This window comes from Streptomyces sp. NPDC031132, assembly GCF_055570595.1.
The window spans coordinates 27,129-42,703 of the sequence record NZ_JBVIGX010000034.1 but is presented as its reverse complement, the minus strand read 5'-3'; the positions used below and the strand labels follow the sequence as shown (position 1 = coordinate 42,703).

Annotated in this window: 18 protein-coding genes and 3 pseudogenes; 9 read left to right on the top strand and 12 right to left on the bottom strand. The window is 69.2% G+C overall.

All coding sequences use genetic code 11. From position 1 onward, the window contains the following. Positions 1–75 precede the first annotated feature (75 nt). Both ACZ49B_RS32445 and ACZ49B_RS32440 read right to left on the bottom strand, forming a co-directional pair. On the bottom strand, positions 76–609 hold the full coding sequence (locus tag ACZ49B_RS32445; protein ID WP_468312902.1) for a hypothetical protein: 534 nt from the start codon (positions 607–609) through the stop codon (positions 76–78). A 362-nt stretch (positions 610–971) separates the two neighbouring features. Next, positions 972–1,358, bottom strand: a complete 387-nt coding sequence (locus ACZ49B_RS32440) for a hypothetical protein (protein WP_468312900.1) — start codon at positions 1,356–1,358, stop codon at positions 972–974. Positions 1,359–2,313: 955 nt separating this feature from the next. On the opposite strand from ACZ49B_RS32440, the gene ACZ49B_RS32435 reads away from it, so the two are divergent. Then, positions 2,314–2,694 carry an endonuclease gene (locus tag ACZ49B_RS32435; protein ID WP_468312897.1) on the top strand — a complete coding sequence of 127 codons (381 nt, stop codon included), beginning with the start codon at positions 2,314–2,316 and terminating at the stop codon, positions 2,692–2,694. Positions 2,695–2,708: 14 nt separating this feature from the next. Here ACZ49B_RS32435 and ACZ49B_RS32430 read toward each other — a convergent pair whose 3' ends face one another. The 3 genes from ACZ49B_RS32430 to ACZ49B_RS32420 form a co-directional block, all read right to left on the bottom strand. Continuing rightward, on the bottom strand, positions 2,709–3,305 hold the full coding sequence (locus ACZ49B_RS32430; RefSeq protein ID WP_468312895.1) for a hypothetical protein: 597 nt from the start codon (positions 3,303–3,305) through the stop codon (positions 2,709–2,711). 651 nt (positions 3,306–3,956) lie between these two features. Next, entirely contained in the window at positions 3,957–4,319 is a 363-nt protein-coding gene (locus ACZ49B_RS32425; RefSeq protein WP_468312892.1) for a hypothetical protein, read from the bottom strand. An 802-nt stretch (positions 4,320–5,121) separates the two neighbouring features. Beyond that, positions 5,122–5,568 (bottom strand): anthrone oxygenase family protein, encoded by a 447-nt coding sequence (locus tag ACZ49B_RS32420; protein ID WP_468312890.1) that lies wholly within the window; start codon positions 5,566–5,568, stop codon positions 5,122–5,124. A gap of 91 nt (positions 5,569–5,659) precedes the next feature. Here ACZ49B_RS32420 and ACZ49B_RS32415 point away from each other — a divergent pair, with 91 nt between their 5' ends. Continuing rightward, the gene (locus ACZ49B_RS32415) at positions 5,660–6,238 is read left to right on the top strand and encodes a TetR/AcrR family transcriptional regulator (protein ID WP_468312887.1); all 579 of its coding nucleotides are present in this window, start codon (positions 5,660–5,662) and stop codon (positions 6,236–6,238) included. 429 nt (positions 6,239–6,667) lie between these two features. Here ACZ49B_RS32415 and ACZ49B_RS32410 read toward each other — a convergent pair. The 3 genes and pseudogenes from ACZ49B_RS32410 to ACZ49B_RS32400 all read right to left on the bottom strand — a co-directional run. Further along, positions 6,668–7,036 (bottom strand): annotated as a pseudogene (locus ACZ49B_RS32410) (GmrSD restriction endonuclease domain-containing protein); the annotation flags it as partial. Positions 7,037–7,118: 82 nt separating this feature from the next. Beyond that, positions 7,119–7,364 (bottom strand): hypothetical protein, encoded by a 246-nt coding sequence (locus ACZ49B_RS32405; protein ID WP_468312973.1) that lies wholly within the window; start codon positions 7,362–7,364, stop codon positions 7,119–7,121. 79 nt (positions 7,365–7,443) lie between these two features. Then, positions 7,444–7,650, bottom strand: a pseudogene (locus tag ACZ49B_RS32400) (hypothetical protein); the annotation flags it as partial. Positions 7,651–7,767: 117 nt separating this feature from the next. Here ACZ49B_RS32400 and ACZ49B_RS32395 point away from each other — a divergent pair. From ACZ49B_RS32395 to ACZ49B_RS32380, 4 genes are all read left to right on the top strand, one after another. Then, complete coding sequence (locus tag ACZ49B_RS32395; protein WP_468312885.1) at positions 7,768–8,007, top strand: hypothetical protein; 240 nt, start codon at positions 7,768–7,770, stop codon at positions 8,005–8,007. Continuing rightward, complete coding sequence (locus ACZ49B_RS32390; RefSeq protein WP_468312882.1) at positions 8,004–8,270, top strand: hypothetical protein; 267 nt, start codon at positions 8,004–8,006, stop codon at positions 8,268–8,270. Before ACZ49B_RS32395 ends, ACZ49B_RS32390 begins: the two co-directional genes overlap by 4 nt. A gap of 204 nt (positions 8,271–8,474) precedes the next feature. After that, entirely contained in the window at positions 8,475–8,918 is a 444-nt protein-coding gene (locus ACZ49B_RS32385) for a DUF732 domain-containing protein (RefSeq protein ID WP_468312880.1), read from the top strand. Positions 8,919–9,009: 91 nt separating this feature from the next. After that, entirely contained in the window at positions 9,010–9,177 is a 168-nt protein-coding gene (locus ACZ49B_RS32380) for a hypothetical protein (protein ID WP_468312877.1), read from the top strand. Between the two features lie 37 nt (positions 9,178–9,214). Here the strand turns inward: ACZ49B_RS32380 and ACZ49B_RS32375 are convergent, their stop codons facing one another. Continuing rightward, a complete protein-coding gene (locus ACZ49B_RS32375; protein ID WP_468312966.1) occupies positions 9,215–10,312 on the bottom strand; it encodes a MerR family transcriptional regulator in 1,098 nt (365 codons plus the stop codon). A 67-nt stretch (positions 10,313–10,379) separates the two neighbouring features. Here ACZ49B_RS32375 and ACZ49B_RS32370 point away from each other — a divergent pair. Continuing rightward, positions 10,380–10,541: pseudogene (locus tag ACZ49B_RS32370) on the top strand (zinc finger domain-containing protein); the annotation flags it as partial. Between the two features lie 67 nt (positions 10,542–10,608). Next, complete coding sequence (locus tag ACZ49B_RS32365; protein WP_468312874.1) at positions 10,609–10,827, top strand: hypothetical protein; 219 nt, start codon at positions 10,609–10,611, stop codon at positions 10,825–10,827. Here ACZ49B_RS32365 and ACZ49B_RS32360 read toward each other — a convergent pair. Continuing rightward, complete coding sequence (locus ACZ49B_RS32360) at positions 10,799–11,077, bottom strand: LbetaH domain-containing protein (protein WP_468312963.1); 279 nt, start codon at positions 11,075–11,077, stop codon at positions 10,799–10,801. The two genes, ACZ49B_RS32365 and ACZ49B_RS32360, sit on opposite strands and share 29 nt — an antisense overlap. Before the next feature lie 92 nt (positions 11,078–11,169). Here ACZ49B_RS32360 and ACZ49B_RS32355 point away from each other — a divergent pair, with 92 nt between their 5' ends. Beyond that, positions 11,170–11,493, top strand: coding sequence for a hypothetical protein (locus ACZ49B_RS32355; protein WP_468312872.1), 324 nt, complete (start codon positions 11,170–11,172; stop codon positions 11,491–11,493). An 875-nt stretch (positions 11,494–12,368) separates the two neighbouring features. Here ACZ49B_RS32355 and ACZ49B_RS32350 read toward each other — a convergent pair. Together ACZ49B_RS32350 and ACZ49B_RS32345 are read right to left on the bottom strand one after the other, a co-directional pair. Then, entirely contained in the window at positions 12,369–12,716 is a 348-nt protein-coding gene (locus tag ACZ49B_RS32350; RefSeq protein ID WP_468312869.1) for a hypothetical protein, read from the bottom strand. Positions 12,717–13,774: 1,058 nt separating this feature from the next. After that, positions 13,775–15,034 (bottom strand): protein-glutamine gamma-glutamyltransferase, encoded by a 1,260-nt coding sequence (locus ACZ49B_RS32345; protein ID WP_468312866.1) that lies wholly within the window; start codon positions 15,032–15,034, stop codon positions 13,775–13,777. Positions 15,035–15,575 lie beyond the last annotated feature (541 nt).

Sequence of the window (15,575 nt, the reverse complement as noted above, 5' to 3'; positions counted from 1 at the left end):
CCCGTCTGCCACCGGACCCCGCCGGAGTTTGATCGCCGTTCACTCCGCCCGGATTCTGGTCGGGCTTACTTTGCGTCAGGGCCGAGGGCAGCGCTCATCGAACCAGTGAAGGAACTGTGCGACCGTGCCGATCCGGGCGATCCGCTCGTGGATTGCCCGCTGATCATGCCCTGCCACGAACTCACGCTGCAGCGGCACCGCTTCCCCGCACCCACACCCACACACTCCCCCGTCGAGCGCCGAGGAGACGTACTTGATCGGGTTGCGCAGGCCGGTCACAGGCGCCGGCTTGCCCACGTATGCCAACCGCACAGGGTGCCCTTCCGGGAGGATCGACCCCTCGATGCAGCGCCTCCCGTCCTCGTCTCGCTCGTCCGTACCGTTGGAAGCACGAATACGATCAATCTCCACAGCCGTCCTGACGATGCCGTCGGCGACGAACAAGGCGTACCGCTCCCGGTCTGCGGGAGCTCCAAGGACCCACCGACCACGGTTGATCCGGTAGATGTCCTCTTCGCTCATGTTCGGGACGTAGCCGTTCCACGACCGCCCCATCGGACAGGTCACCGGGTCGAGCGAGTTGCGCCCGCTCAGCGTGATCTGCAGCATCAATACCCCCAGAGCTCGGGATAGTTGAGTATCCCGGCCTGAAGGTATATCGCCGCGTCAGATAACCGCAACCCCCGGCATTCAAAGGTATGAAGGGCGCGAGCCGCCAGGCCCACCGAACTCGAAGGAGGTCCACTGATAGAGATCGAGAACGCCGAGGCCGCAATGGTGAGGGTGGCATCACGGCCGGCCTTGCGCATCAGCAGCCGGTGCCGGACCGACGGCCCCGTACACGCGCCAGGGAGCGGTCGGCGTCGTACTCCGTGACCTCACAGGGGGCGGAACAGACGCCTCTGGTTCCAGATCATCTTCGAGGGCCGCCTGCGCCGAGCACCACCTGATCACTCGACCAGGATCATCAGCTATTGAGTCACCCTGACGACAACGAAGCTGCCGAAGCCGTTCGGGTGGTAGTACTTCGTATAGGATCCCAGCTCCGCACCGTCTCCTGTGCACGAGGAGCTTTCGTACGCCACGGAGGCCGCGTTGGTGTGGTTGTTGACGTTCCGGAGGACGGCGCCTTCAAGATCAGGGGCCACATCGGCCACGGTGTAACAGCGGCCAAGCGGGGGATCCTTTACCTCGACGGTCTTGGACTCGCCCGCCGGCGAGTCGGCCGTGAAAATCACCCAGCCCGTGGCATTCGTTGGCCTTGGCGGCGGGGTGGGCGCGGCGGCGAGGGTGAACAGCACTGCGGCTCCGGCAGCCACGGGGATGCTGGCCCAGCGAGAAGCAAAGATGCGGCTCATCAGGTCCTCCTTTGCTCTTGTGGAGGCTGCCCTGGCCCGGCGATGATACGGCTCTTCGCATTACCGGGCGGTATCACCCAGTCTGCGTCCCGGGCGTTGTGCATGCCACCGGAGGCCAGCGGAATCGACGGGCCTGCGAAGACCGGCTCGGCGCGCTCGGCCTGGCCCTCCACGCCATCGTGCTCGCTGTGACCGGCCGTCACCCTTGCCCGTTTTGAGCGTCACAGCCGGCCAGGCCGTCTGACCTTCGCGGGCTCGTGCAGAGGTACGGCAGACCGATCACCAACGTTTGCGATCAAGGCGCTGCCCGGCGTGCACCCGCACCACACGCGGGGCCCGACGGGTATCGGCGCCCGCCTCGTCCGAGAGCCTGTGCAGGGAGCGCGGAATACGCACGAATGAGGCCCCGACCGGCCTGGGGGGGGGAGAGGCCGGTCGGGGCCGGCCCTGACCCAGCCGGGGGGGGGATGGCTGGTCAGGGCGTGTGAGGGGCGAGACGAGCCGGAACGGAGCATCTGCCGTCAACCCGTCCGCCGAACCCCTGTCACGGTACCTCTCGCAGGTGGCGGAAGGGGGTGCAGCCCCGCGCTACGCGCAAGTGCCGCACACGCAAGGCCGACCCGCCCCCGCCGGGCCAGAGCCGACAGCCGCGGCATCCTGCTCATCCGCCGCGAAGTGCAGCTGCGACCACCCCAGGCGGCTCTCACGACCCAAGCTCTGATCCTCATCCGCCCTGCCCGTCATCATCACGATCGCTTGACGAAGGGGATAGGGGCGCCCCCCGGCTACGACTGGGTATGCCAGCAGGCCATCAAGGACGCCAGGGGCGAGGAGCTGGAGCTCGCGAGCATGGCCGATAACCCGGTAGGCGACCCGGCAGTAATCCCCCCAGCACGCTGGGCTTCGGCACCGCCACCGGCCCGGCACCGGCCTGCACCACCTGCCTCCCGAGGACGTGCCGGTCAACAGCACCCGCGGCAACAAGGACTTCGACATGGGCGGGAGCCCGGTCGCCAGGCCCCCGGCAGCTGCACCAGACGCCGACTCCTTCGAGCCGCGCGACGCGGTCAAGGGCGAGGTCGCGCGGATGCTGCTCTACATGGCCGTGCGCTTACGAGGTCGGGGACGGCTTCCCCGACCTGGAGATGAACGACAAGGTCAACAACGGCACCGCCCCGCTCTTCGGCCGCATCAGCCTGCTGAAGCTGACGCAGTGAACCAGATGGACCCGCCGGACGCCTTCGAGCAGCGCCGCAACCAGGTCATCTACGACACCTACCAGCACAACCGCAACCCGTTCATCGACCACCCGGAGTGGGTCGACTCCATCTGGTAGGCGGCGCCAGCGGGCTACTTCACGTAGATCTCGTCGAGGGTGTCGATGACCCCTTCCGCGTTCAGGTGGTAGCGGAAGGGGAGGCCCTTGTCCGGGTGGGTGTCCAGCCAGGAGGTCAGCTCGCTGGTGGAGATGGGCTTGCCCATCACCGTCGAGGGTCCGAGGATCGGCGCCGTCGCGGTGATCTTGGCCTTCTCCGAGATCGGGATGTACGTCCACGGGCCCGACGGTTCGAAGCGCCCGGGGCAGCCGTACGTGCCGTGCTGGACGATGAGGCTGGTCATGCCGCCCTCGGGCGTGTAGCGGTGCACGGCGATCGTGTCGGGCGAGACCGGCATCCTGTGGTCGGCGCCGCAGGCCGGCGCGGAGGGCGGAGCCGGGGCAGGGGGATTCTTCCCCGCCGGGGTGGCGGTCGCCGAGGGCTGGGGCGCCGCGCCGGTCTTCGAGGGGGCCGGCACGGCGGTCGTGGCGGTGGGCGCCGCCGGTGCGGCCGCACTGGGCTTCGCGTCCGGTGCGGCGGCCTGGTCGTCGCCGTTCTGACAGGCGCTCAGCGCCAGCATCCCGCACACCGCGAGGACGGCCATGGCCGCCTGCCCCCGTACCGCTCTCATGGTCTTCTCCCTCTGCGAGTTCCGCCGTCGCGCAGACCGTAGCCCCCGGGATCCCGCCGGGGCGATGGCCGGATGTGATTCGTCACCGGGCCGGGATCGGCTTGTTGCGGAGTACTAACCTCCGGCCCCGTGCGGCGGACGTCCCTGCCAGCCGCCGGGTCCAGGAAGTCGTCGTGTCGGCGACGCCAGTTCACGACCGCGGCCCGGCCCACCCTGGCCATCCACTCCACTCCGCCAACAACACCCACGAACCACAGCAAGCAGCAAACACCCGCCACATACCAAGAACCAGTGAATCTGCGCCGTACTCAACCCACCTGCACAACCCAGCCCCGAGCTGGACAGTCCACAGGTCAGACGGCCGGCGCACCCGTGTTCTGCACAGTTCCAGTAAGTCAGCACAGCCATGACTTGCTCAACCAACCTGCACAACCCCAGGTCAGGACCCCGACGAATGCGCAGACTCACTGACCATCGACAGCGGCCCACGGACAACCAAGCGCGGCGTAGCAGCAGGTTCCGGTAAAACCCCCCTCGCCCATCGACTGGCCGCCGGCACCCGAGGAAACGGGGCACGGTGGTCGCCCGCCGACGCGGCAAGGGGCAGGTGTCCATGCGGACGCCTGCCCCTTGCCGTTGTCCGTGTGGCGGTCAGAGGCCAGAGGGGACCTTGCCCCGGGTGTCTGCCCCCGTCTCAGGGTCCTTGAAGTCCGGCTTCGTCGCCGGCTTGGTCTCCGGCTTGAACTCGCAGTAGACCTTCTTGCTGACGAACTTGCAGCCGGGCATGTTCTCGATGTCCCGGGCCTGGTTGCCCCTCTTGTCGCCCTTCTTCTTGCCGTCACCCTTGTTGCCGTGGTGATTCTTGCCGTGGTCGCCGTACGTCGAGATCACGGCACCGGTGTGGGAGTTCGCGGGGGCGGCAAACGCACTCGTGGGCAGCAGCGCGGCACCAGCGGTCAGGGCGGTCGAGACGCCGAGCATCACCAGACGCTGCTTCCGAGAAGTGCGAATCATAAAAGTCTCCTTAAGTGGGGGTCGAGCCCTCTGCCCGCGTGAACCCGTTCCTCAAGTAAGCCCCGCCACGTAAGCCACGTCATGCCACAACATCTCGGGACTTGACAAAAGCAATATTCCGGATAGAAGCGGCATTCTCGACAAGACGGGCAGGGCGCCGCGCCCGGCAAAGGGGGCGGGACGCGGTGACTGGGGCGCGGTCCTCGGAACCTCCCAGATCTGCCGCCCCCGCGGATACGGGCCCAGATCGACTTCGGGTCTCGGCGCGCAGCAGGACCGTCTCTATGCCATTCACTGTCGTGCGGGTGCCCCCGATCAACGTGTACGCCAAGGCCCGGCCCCTCGCCGCGCCCGCCTTGACCAGGGTGTCCCCCAAGGCGGCCTCCAGCCCGGCGACCGCCGCCATTCACCACTTCGGGTCCAGGCCGAGCCCGGGCGAACTCGGTGAACGCTGCGGAGACCTCTCGCACCGGCAGGCCGCCACGCCCGGCAAGGGGGGCGGGCCAGGGCCGGCGACGTCAGGGTGGAGCGGAGCGGAGCCTGCCGTTGCGGGAGGGCGGCACACCGGCTGCTTCCTGGAGGGAGGCCTCAGTAGCCACCCCGGCGCGAAGCGCCTTCAAAGGGGCCCAGGAGCGAAGCGACCTGCCCGAAGAGCAGCTCTTTTGCCCACCAGTGCCCGAAGGGCACATAGGGGGCGGGCCAGCCCGCAGAGCTGCCCATTAACCCCCATTGGTCACACAAGAGGCGCGGCACACGGCCGCCCCTCCTTTCACCTATCCGGCCTGCCGAAGCAGCGGTGGTATCAGGTGAGCGCGGCGACCAGCAGGGTGAACGCGGCGATGATGACGGCGACGCGGACGTAGTGGTATCGGTCCCAGCGGTCCCCTTGCTCCTTCCAGTCGGCGGGCCGGTTCTCGGGGGTCCACGTCTTGCTCCGGTTGTTGATCGGTACGAGCAGCAGGAGCGACATGATCACGCTGAGGATCAGCAGCGCACCGGCGGTGACGACGAGGCCTGCGCGGTCGTGATCCCATCCGGCGATCGCCCAGACCGCGACGAGGATGAGCGAGCCGATGTACCAGACCGGCATCACGGCGCCGAGCATCCGGCCCCCGTGGCTGCGGGCCTGCTGGCCTGCGTCGTCGGGGAGGGCGCTGAAGATCGGGTTCATGACGAAGGCGACGGAGAACTCCACCCCCACCATCAGGCCGACGGCCACGGTGGTGAACGCCTCGAGTGCATTGAGCATGATGCCCCTCCCAGGGATCTAGCGCTGCTAGCTGATGAGGCAACGCTAGTACTGCTGTCGCTCGATTGTCTAGCGGTGCTAGGATCGAATCATGTCGGTACAGGAACGCAAGCAGCGCGAACGGGCGGACCGCGAGCGCCTCATCGTGGCGACGGCCCGCGAACTCGCCGAGCAGCAGGGTTGGGACGCGGTCACCACCCGCCGGCTCGCCGAGCACATCGAGTACAGCCAGCCCGTCCTCTACAGCCATTTCCGCGGCAAGCGCGAGATCATCGGCGCCGTCGCCCTCGAGGGCGCCACCGAGTTGGCCGCGGCGGTGCGTGCCGCGGCATTCAGAGCGAACAGCCCGCGCGAGCGGGTTGCCGCCCTTGCCCGCGCCTACCTCGACTTCGCTGAACGCCATCCGGCGGTCTACGACGCCATCTTCCAGCTCGACGGCGGTCTCGCGTACGCACAAGAGGACACCCCGGAACCGCTCAAGGACGCTTTCGCCGCCCTGCTGGAAAGCCTCGGCGAGGTCGCCGGGGACGGCGTCCACCCGGGACTGTTCACCGAGACGTTCTGGGCGGCCCTGCACGGCGTCGCGACCCTGACCCGGGCGGGACGGCTGCCGCCGGAGCACACCGAGTCGAGGGTGGAGCTGCTGGTGAACCGGCTCGCCATGCTCTGACACACCACCCCGGCGGGCACGCAGCCAGGGCCCTCGACTCCCGGTCCACCCCAGCGATCAGGCCCGCCTCCGCGAGGTTACCCGGCCCTCCCCCGCCACCACCGGAACCATCCCCGCCAGCAGCGAGCGGCGGCCCGGCCGGGTTCGCGGTCTGCCCGCCAGCCCGCCCCCACATCGACTCCCGGTACGTGATCGGGGACCCTGTCGACCACCTCACCAGGGACGATCTGGCCCAGGTCGAATTCACACTCGCCCGCCTGCCCCAGCTCCGCCTCGAGCTCGACTGGTAAAAGCACCCGTACGTGCGGCGGCGGGGCACTCACCTTGCGTGCCTCCGCCGCGGCGCCGCGAGACCACCAGAGGGGTCCCACGGTTCTGCCAATCGCTGAACTGATCGCTCAGCTCGACCCTGCACGGCAGCGTCTCGGTCTAAGGAGCGGGGGTTAACTCCACCTCCGTGCCGCCACAGCCCGCCGCGATATCCAGCAGCCGCTCCCGCTCCGCACCGTCCGCCGCCAGGCCCCAGCGCAGCTTGGTCGCCGTCCACTCCGCCCCGTACCGGCACAGCGCATCCGGCGCCGGCGGCAGCCACTGCGCCGGATCCTCATCCCCCCTTGCCACGGTTGGTGGCCGCCGTCACCGCCACCAGCGAGGCCAGCTGGCCCTGGTCATTGGCGTACACCTCACGCTGCTTCGCCGTCCACGCGCCGGCACCAAATCCCAAGCCGCCGCGAGCGGCACCATGTGGTCGATGTCGAGGCGGGACGCGTCGGTGACGGTGACCTCGTCGTAGTACGACCCACCGGCCTGCGGCTCGGCCGGCCTGCCCCCAACGTTGGCAGCGCCCCGGCAGCGCCAGCCCGCTACGGCCCTCGGCAGGTCAGGGCCGCAATGCGTAGTGCGTCAGGCGGGAGCGGGCTGCGTCTTCGGTGAGCCCCAGGGCAGTTCCGATCGACTCCCAGGACAGCTCATCGGCCTCAGCCATGTAGGCGGCCTCCCGGGCCACCCGCCGGGTCACCGTCTCCAATGCCGCCACAGCCTTGAGCGCGGCCATCGGCGCCTGCCGTACCAGCACGTTCAGCTGTTCCCCGACCTGCTCCAGGAGTTCGGCCAGTTCCCCGGGCACCGTCCGCGCCTCGACCTCCTCGAGGTGCTGCTCCCAGTCCTCCTGCGGGCCCTCGATAACCGGCTCGAAAATGCTGGCCGGTGCGGTACAGGCTCATCCGCTGCCGGGGCCGGTCCAGGTCGTACGCGCGCAGCCCGGACCAGGCGACGTGCAGGGGCAGCTCCACCACTCCGTGGGTCGGGCCGGTCAGCTCGCCGAGGGCGGCGGGCAGGTGGTGGGTGTACCGCTCGCGCAGGACCTCGGCGGCGGCGGGCGCCGGTGAGACGGGGGACGAGAGCTGATCCATGGGGTCCGTGTCCCGGGCCACGGCCCTCACAGGTCCAGTGGATCGCGACATCCGTCCCGTCCTTGGCCTGCGTCGCTCCCCTCGCGCCACAAATCGAACACATGCTTGAATTAGTGGATGCAGTGCACCTTCTTCCCCGACGACCTGGTCTGCCTCCAGGTCGAGTGGCTCCGTACCTACCGGGAACTGTCCCGGCGGCCCGCAACCGCCGGCACGCCCCCGCTCCGCCGACGGCTGATCACGCTCTCGCGCGCGTTCGCCGCTCATCCGTACTGGTCATGCCCGGCCCGTACGGCGGGCGGCCCGGTCGAGCTCCGCCGCGTGGCGAGGGCCAGGGCCTGGGTGAGAGCGGCATGACGAGCGCCTGCCCCGGAAACGACCCGGGACCCGACGCGCCGACCCCTGCTCCCCGCCTGGTCGTCCATCCGCCGGACCACCGCGGATGGCGCCGGGTGCGGTACGAGGGCCAGAGCCTGGGCACGGCATACCGAATCAGCGACATCGCCGTCTTCCTCGCCGCGACGGGCATGGAGAACGCCGAGGACTTCGACGTCACGGACCCCGCCCTGGTCGACTGGCGCGGCGGCGGCCCCGACTGCTGGACACCACCGCCGGCGTAGCGAGCCCGGCCGGTGACGGCGGCGACGCCCGGCGGCGAAGGCGGGGGCACGCTGATCGGCTCGCATGCGGCCGCTTGGTAGATCCACCGCGGGCGCGGGGAGCAGTGCCCGGACACAGAAGCCCCGCCAACGTGCGGGGCTTTCGCGCGTCACAGATCAGCCACAGCCCACCCACACCGGTCCCGGCGCCGACACCATGACGCCATGCGCACACACCACACCATCACCCTCCTAGCCGCCTGCCTCCTCGCCCTCACCGGCTGCTCCGAGGCCGTCACCAGCGAGCCCAAGCCCGACGACAAGGTTGCCGCCTCGCCGTCCGCATCGCAGTCGAGCATCGCCCCCGAGGCGCTCAGCTCCGCAGCCGCAGCCGCCGGCATCCCGCCCAGCCCCGCCCCCAAGCAGCGCGCCATCTACCTCGCCGCGCTCAACAAGATCGACCCCGAGATCGTCAACGGCAAGGACGACAAGGCCGTCAGCCGCGGGCTGAGTCAGTGCCAGTCCATGAAGGACGAGAAGGACCCGACCAAGCGTGTCGAGTCCACCAACCGGCGCTTCATCAGCCCCAACCACCCGGACGGCTTCGGCCCCACCAAGGCCGCCTTCATCCTCGCCGCCGTACAGACCAACCTCTGCCCCACCTACTGACGGAACCACAGACCACCACGGCGCGGATGGGTGCGGGTACGGCCACCCGGGACGGGAGCCCCGGGCGGCACCCCGCAGATGGGGAGGCGACATGGCCAAGCGGACCGACCTCACCACCTACGCCTACCGCAACCAGCGCGCCCGCCTCCTCGCCGAGTCCGACGTCTGCCACCTCTGCGGCCATGCCGGCGCAGACGTCATGGACCACCTCGTAGTTGCGGTACAGGAAGTGCCGCTGAGGTTGTTCATGGTCGGCTAGCAGGAGTAATCCGGGGCAGTCCGGAACCGGTGCCCATTCAAGCTATGAGCAGGCGGAGGCCGAGGTCTGCCGTGTCGAGGTGGGCGAGGTCGCTGTTGCGCTCAGCCCACCGGCCGGAGTCGAGGTCGTCGCGGAGGCTTCGCACCGCCCGCTGCTCGGCGTCCGGCCCGACCCTCGTCCACACCGACATCGCACGGCGGACGTGCTCCTCTAGATACGCCCCCGGTCTGCGCCAGTACGCCTCGAACAGGCCGTCAGCGCAGTCCCACGGGATGGGCACCGGCTCAGCGCGGGCGCCAATCGCTTCGGCCATCCCAGCAAGGGAGGGAAATTCTGCGAGGACGGTGGCGAACTCGGGCAGGTAGTCGCGGGTAAGCCAGAACCGGTCCTGCCATCCGGGCTCGTCGGTGTCGAAGGTGAGCACCACCACTCGGCGGGCCACGCGCCGCATCTCGCGCAGCCCCGCTATCGGGTCCCCCCAGTGGTGAACAGTGGAGACGGCCATCGCGACGTCGAAGGACTGGTCCTCGAACGGCAGGCTCTCCGCGGCGGCGGCCACGCACGGCGCCGAGCCGGCAGGCCGCTGACGCCGCATGACCTCCGACGGCTCCACCGCGGTCACCTCGCGATCAGTCGGCTCGTAGGAGCCGGTGCCGGCCCCGACGTTCAGCACCGTCCGCGCGTCCCCGAGCGCGTCCAAGATCTGCGCTGCGATCCGCGGCTCGGTACGCCGCGTCGCCGTATAAGCGCCGCCGATCGCGTCGTACAGCCGTGCACCGAGCATCCCCAGTTGCTCCTCCGGTGTCACCTTCAGTCCCCTCGCCCGTGCCTCGAGTTCCCTGTCAATGGCCGCCACCATGGCGTCAGCACGAGCACGCCGCTCCAGCAGCAGGCCACGCAGTCGGCGCAGGTGCGCGACCGCGTCGGTGGCCGAGTCGCCGACCAGTTCCGCAACCTCCCGCAACCCGAAGCCCAGCCGCCGGTAGGCCAGCACTTCCCTCAGCCGCCCGACGTCACCCGCCGAGTAGGCCCGGTACCCACCTGGGGTCCGCGCCGACGGACGCACGAGCCCGATCTCGTCATAGTGATGCAGCGTGCGGACGCTCACGTCAGCCAGCTCGGCCACGCGCCCCACGGTCCAGTGATCTTCCACGGCACCGACTATGCAGCCTGACGTCACGTGAGGGTCAAGAGCCGCACTCATGACCCGCAAGAGCCGACGCGGAGCCGGGGCCGGCATCCGGGGCATGACGGCCCCTCAAGCAGCCTCCCCGAGCGACGCGGACGACGTCGAGCGCCACCCCTGCTCGCGCTGCCGGGCCGAACCCGGCTCACCGTGCCGCTCGCGCTCCGGCGCGGTCGCTGGCGCCTACCACACCGGCCGCTTCACCAAGGTGCCCAGGCTCGCCAAGCTCCTGCGCGTGCCCACCCTTGCCGACCGCGGGCCCGGTCAGCCGTGGCGCCCCGGCACACCGGTCCCGCTCGCCCTCGCGCCGGACACCCCGATCGCGGATCCGCATCGGGTACGCCCGCTGCTCGACGCTCGCCCAGGAACTCCAGTCCCAGCTCGACGCCCTCGCCAAGGACGGCATCGACCGCGACAAGGTGTTCTCCGAGAACATCAGCACCCGCGTCCGGGTCCGCCCGTGACGGTGCAGTCTCTCGGCACGGTGCGGATCGCCAGGGCCACGCCGTTGGTGATCTGGCAGCGGCGGCCGATGGTGACGCCGGGCCCGATGCTGATGTTGTTGCCGGTCTGGGTGTCGTCGCCGATGACCGCCCCGAACTGGGTCGTGCCGCAACGGGAGAGGCCGGTCATGGTGCGGATGATCACTTCTCGGTCAGGCCTGCGCATGTCGGCGGTCACGTTGATCGCGGAAAGATCCATGTCCATGAGCACCGACAACACTCGATGATGCGCACGGTCGGCCGCGAGCTCGCCGCGCGCCTGGCGAGACCGTACACCGCCTCGACCTCGACAACCGTGCGTTGGTGATGGACCGCGCCCACGACGAGGAGGAGGACCTGGCCCGCATGCTGCTCGCCAGCGCCTGGTACCAGGTGATGGCCCGCAACCCGTACGGATTCACCTACACCCAGCTGTATCTCACCGCGCTGGAGGACCCCGGCGGCTTCACCCTCTACCGGCTCTTGCAGCTCCCCCACCAGGACACGGTTGGCCTTGTACACGAGGAGCGACGTCATTTTGACGCGACCTTGGGAGTCGCGCGCTCGCTCCGCACCACGAGCACCCCCCGCCGCTTCCTGCCCTGCGGCACCAGGACACCCCCAGCGGCGGCCTCGTTCTGCCACTGACGACACATCCAGGCCCAGCCCCCAGAGCTCCGAGCTGGCCCCAGCGCGCTCGGCGTTCAGGGGCGAAACCCAGCCCGTCCGGCGACCCCCGAAGAGTCTCCCCAAATGATCTCGGGCGGCGAAACATGGGCCGTGGTGGGGGTGTCTGAGGCACCAGCTCCAGTGGCTGACAACCCTGGACCTGGGCCGCAACGCGCTGACGTCAGTGCCTGAAGAACTCGATCCGGCTGAGCCAGAGTCTCAGCCGGGCCGCGGACGCACGCGCGGAAGGAGATGCCGGCTCCTGGCCTGCGCAGGCAGGATCTCTCTGTGTCGACCGACGTCAGCGGAATGATCGAATGCCGGCCGGGGCCCGCCTATGGCACCCGGCGATGAGGACTCCGTATGGGAGCTCGACATTGATCTCTTGCTCCTCAACAGGGACAACGCCTACGACAGCCTGGCCTGCCTCTTCGGTATCCGCAACTCCTTCTGCTTCCGTCCCTTGGCAGAAGATCGTGGTCTTCCGGACGACGCCTCGGATGGGCTGCGAGGCGTGTTCGCCGGCTACGGCAGCCCTCATGATGTCCATCGGACCACCTGGCTGACCTGGGCCGAGGTGGACACCACGACTGGCAGGAAACCGACGCCTCAGGCACACGAACCCGTGCCTCAGCCGCAGGGAGCGACACCAACTGGGGCCGGGTCTGGAGCGTCATGCGCATCGCATCCTCAGCGAAGTCCACGGAGCCGAGAAGCTACGCCTTGTCGTCTGGTTCCACTGACTCGCTACTGAGTACCTGGTTGGCCGGACGGGCCTACGAGGCTCCGGCCGCTCTTCCGTGATGGCTACGGCTGCACGGCGGCTCGCGTCCAGGCCAGTCGATCGGGGCAGTTCACCCGGGTGAGGTCTGCCCGTCGGCTTCACTGCGGTGCACCTGATCGATGAGGCGGCGCAGCAGGGCGCGCGCCGCGGCGATCTCGCTGCCGGGGATGCCGGCGGTCAGCGCGCGGTGGGATTCGGCGGCCCGGGCTGTGATCTTCTTCAGTACGCGCCGGCCTCTGGGGGTGAGGGTCAGGAGGGGTGAGCCGCGATGCTCGGGGTCGGGCCGGAATTCGGCCAGGTCCTCGTGGACGAGATCGTTGGCGACGCGCTGTACCCCCTGGCGGGTGATGCTGGGCCGGCCGGATCCCCTGGCGCCGCAGATGTCGGCGGACCGCACGCCGTATGCGGGGCCGGCCACCCGGTCCGATGGCGCCCCGGAGGTAACGCGCCCGGGGTTGAGGGAGTCACGCCCCCGGGCCCGCATCACCCGGCATTGGAGCAGGCTCCCGGCTCCATGCCCTCTCCGACGTCGACGCGGGACCGGCCACCGGACTATGGGGTGCCTCAGGCAGCGACACCCCCGACTCCCGGGCCGCGCGAAAGCCCGCAGGCACTGCCGGCCGCGCGGCCCCCCGCCCCGACCCCGGCGGAGCCGTAAGCGACCCGCACCCCCGCAGCCAGGTGGCCGCCGGCCTGGAGAGCCTACTCTGGGCGGGGAATTGCTTGACCGACGACACCGGACAGGGGCAATACCGAGATGGCCGAGGAAGCCCGTCCTCTCCAGCGCGAAGCCGTCGACGCGGTACTCCACACCCTTGAACTGCGGGCAAGAACGGCTGTCCCTACTCGCGGACTTCGTACGCAGGTAGTCATGGTGACCTGATCGCAAAAGACCTGGGTGGCGGTCCGCAGCTCTGAGGAACTCCAAGCGGGCCGCGTGCCAGCCGTGTCGTTTCAGTAGCCGCCATACCGTCGCCACCGACCCGACCGCAGCCGACGTCGGATCACGGTCTGGACCCGGACCAGGTCCAGCGATCGCCTTCGAAGCATGCGCCGACGGCCCGGGCTGACACCGCAGAAGCCGTTCTCACACGACCTGCAACACCCCAGCTCACCGAGCCTCAGATACCGCAACCACCCTCCCCCTCAACGGCAGCAGCTACGTCAGGCCAACCTCGCTCTGGCGCTCCTACGGTTCCAGTGGGTGAACGCATTGAGCGGCCCCGACGCATGTGGGCCGGATCCTCGCCGAGCCCGATGCCCGGGATCGGGCCGAGCTCGTGGTGATCGCGTACGAGAACGGCCTGCTGGGGGGGGGGGGGGGGGGGCGATAACCACGACCCCGCCGCCCCCCCCCCCCCCCCTCCGCCCCCCCCCCCCCCCCCCCCCCCCCCCCCCCCCCCCCCCCCCCCCCCCCCCCCCCCCCCCCCCCCCCCCCCGCGGCCGTCCCGAAGGGCGGCCCGCCGTCCGCGGCTGTTACGGCCAGCCCTGCTTCACCTTGGTGGGGGCGGTGTTCCAGCTCTTGGGTATGAACGTGACCACGTAGGTCCCGCGGTCGAAGTCCGCGTACCCGGCGGACCAGTTGGGGAAGGCGCTCTCGTACACCTTCATCGGACCCATACCGCCCTCGGGCGAGTGGTAGTGGTTGGCGTGGGTCCACACCGTCTTCCTGGGATCCGGTTCCGTCTGATCACCGAACCAGCCGTAGTCGAAGTTGACATAGCCTTCGCCAGGCTCGGCGGGGCTGCGGGAGACATTCCTGTCCCCCGACATGTCGACCAGACCGGTTGCCTGGTCCGGGCGGAAGGCATCGGGGTCGCCGTACTTCCGCTTGTCGGACGAATTCCTCGGATCCTGCCCGCTCCAGAAGTGCTTCGAGTAGACGACCGCCTTCATCCTGGACGGGTCGTAGTTCCCCCCATCCCGATCCCTGAACGACGGCGTGCTGCTGAGAGCCGAATAAAAGACCGAGCGGTCGTCCTCCCGCAGCAGCGGGTCGTCGTTCTTGGCGAGCTCCGCCTTGAGGTTGTTCACGTAGGCTCCCACGTCGTGGGAGTTCTCCAGGGCCTTGTTCATGACGGACGCCACATCACGAGCCCGCTTGAAGCCCTTCGTCTCGTCGAAGCTTCCCTTCGCGACGCGCCCCTCGAATTCGGACCGCGTCTCGCCCGGCCGCGGGCCGGTGTTCCTCAGGTCGCTGTTGTACTTGCTCTCATCGAAGGAAGCGAACGCCAATTTGTTCGTCGGATAGCGTCCCGAGTTGACCCAGGTGATTCCGACACAGCCGTACGACAGTTGCTCACGCTGTTCCTCGCTCATCTGCCGCGCCACACCGTCGCGGCGGCTGTAGACCTGCTGCCACTTGCGTATGTAGTTGCCGATGTCCGTGGCGGCCCTGCCTCCGTAGGCCCGGTACGCGTCAGGCATCCTGCCGAGAGGCTCGGCCGGAGGGGTCACCCGACCGTCCGCCGACGCGGAGGGCCTGAGGGACTCGACGGGACCCGCCGGTAATCCGCCCGGGGGCTTGGCGGGCAGTCCCAGGTCCAAAGCCCGCTCGTTCAACGCGTTGATGTCCCTGACGTCATCCACCGTAAGGTCATGCCTCTCGGCGTACGATTCCTCCTTTCCCTCACCGTCGTCGCGGCCGGCGGCCAGACTCACCGATGGCATGAGGACCGTGGTGCACATCACCACGGCCATCGTGGTGAGGGCGAGATATCCCCGACGTTTATGCATGAACTCGTAACTCCTTTGGAGTGAAGCCCCTTCGTGTGCCCTGAAAGGGATTCACACATCTCAAGCCGCACCCCGGATCGGGATCGACTGGTATGAAGAGTGATCATGTCTCTGCGCCAACTCCCCGGCAACACCCCGACTTCAGAATCGGCCACCCCGTCCGACAGACGGAATCCGGTCATCCGTCCAGCTGCGGCCGGTGGGGAATACACAGCGGCGGGTTCCCCGCTTCCGCTTCCGGGCCTTGCCGGAACAGAGCCGCCGCCCGTCCGGACGGACCGCTGGATCCGCGCCACTCACGTCCGCGGCCTCTCATCCGGCGCACCGTCCCGGACAGTGCCGCCAGTACCCCCGCCCTGCGCAGAACGGCTGGTAAGAACGCTCTGCGCAGAACGTGCGCGCGGGCTCGAGAAGGGTGCCGCCGAGACGGGAACCCGCAGACAGGTGTGGGGGGGGGGGGGGGGGGGGGGGGGCGCCCCCCCAGCTCTTTTTGCGGGCGGGGGGGTCCTTCCAACCAAAGGAGGGGTAAGGGGTTCGGGCG

Excerpts from the sequence above, each read along its gene's own strand:
- ACZ49B_RS32380 (WP_468312877.1), top strand. The coding sequence starts at position 9,010 with ATGGCCAAGCGGACCGACCTCACCACCTACGCCTACCGCAACCAGCGC.
- ACZ49B_RS32390 (WP_468312882.1), top strand. The coding sequence starts at position 8,004 with ATGACGAGCGCCTGCCCCGGAAACGACCCGGGACCCGACGCGCCGACC.
- ACZ49B_RS32440 (WP_468312900.1), bottom strand. The coding sequence starts at position 1,358 with ATGAGCCGCATCTTTGCTTCTCGCTGGGCCAGCATCCCCGTGGCTGCC.
- ACZ49B_RS32420 (WP_468312890.1), bottom strand. The coding sequence starts at position 5,568 with ATGCTCAATGCACTCGAGGCGTTCACCACCGTGGCCGTCGGCCTGATG.
- ACZ49B_RS32345 (WP_468312866.1), bottom strand. The coding sequence starts at position 15,034 with ATGCATAAACGTCGGGGATATCTCGCCCTCACCACGATGGCCGTGGTG.
- ACZ49B_RS32425 (WP_468312892.1), bottom strand. The coding sequence starts at position 4,319 with ATGATTCGCACTTCTCGGAAGCAGCGTCTGGTGATGCTCGGCGTCTCG.
- ACZ49B_RS32395 (WP_468312885.1), top strand. The coding sequence starts at position 7,768 with ATGCAGTGCACCTTCTTCCCCGACGACCTGGTCTGCCTCCAGGTCGAG.
- ACZ49B_RS32445 (WP_468312902.1), bottom strand. The coding sequence starts at position 609 with ATGCTGCAGATCACGCTGAGCGGGCGCAACTCGCTCGACCCGGTGACC.
- ACZ49B_RS32385 (WP_468312880.1), top strand. The coding sequence starts at position 8,475 with ATGCGCACACACCACACCATCACCCTCCTAGCCGCCTGCCTCCTCGCC.
- ACZ49B_RS32415 (WP_468312887.1), top strand. The coding sequence starts at position 5,660 with ATGTCGGTACAGGAACGCAAGCAGCGCGAACGGGCGGACCGCGAGCGC.
- ACZ49B_RS32430 (WP_468312895.1), bottom strand. The coding sequence starts at position 3,305 with ATGAGAGCGGTACGGGGGCAGGCGGCCATGGCCGTCCTCGCGGTGTGC.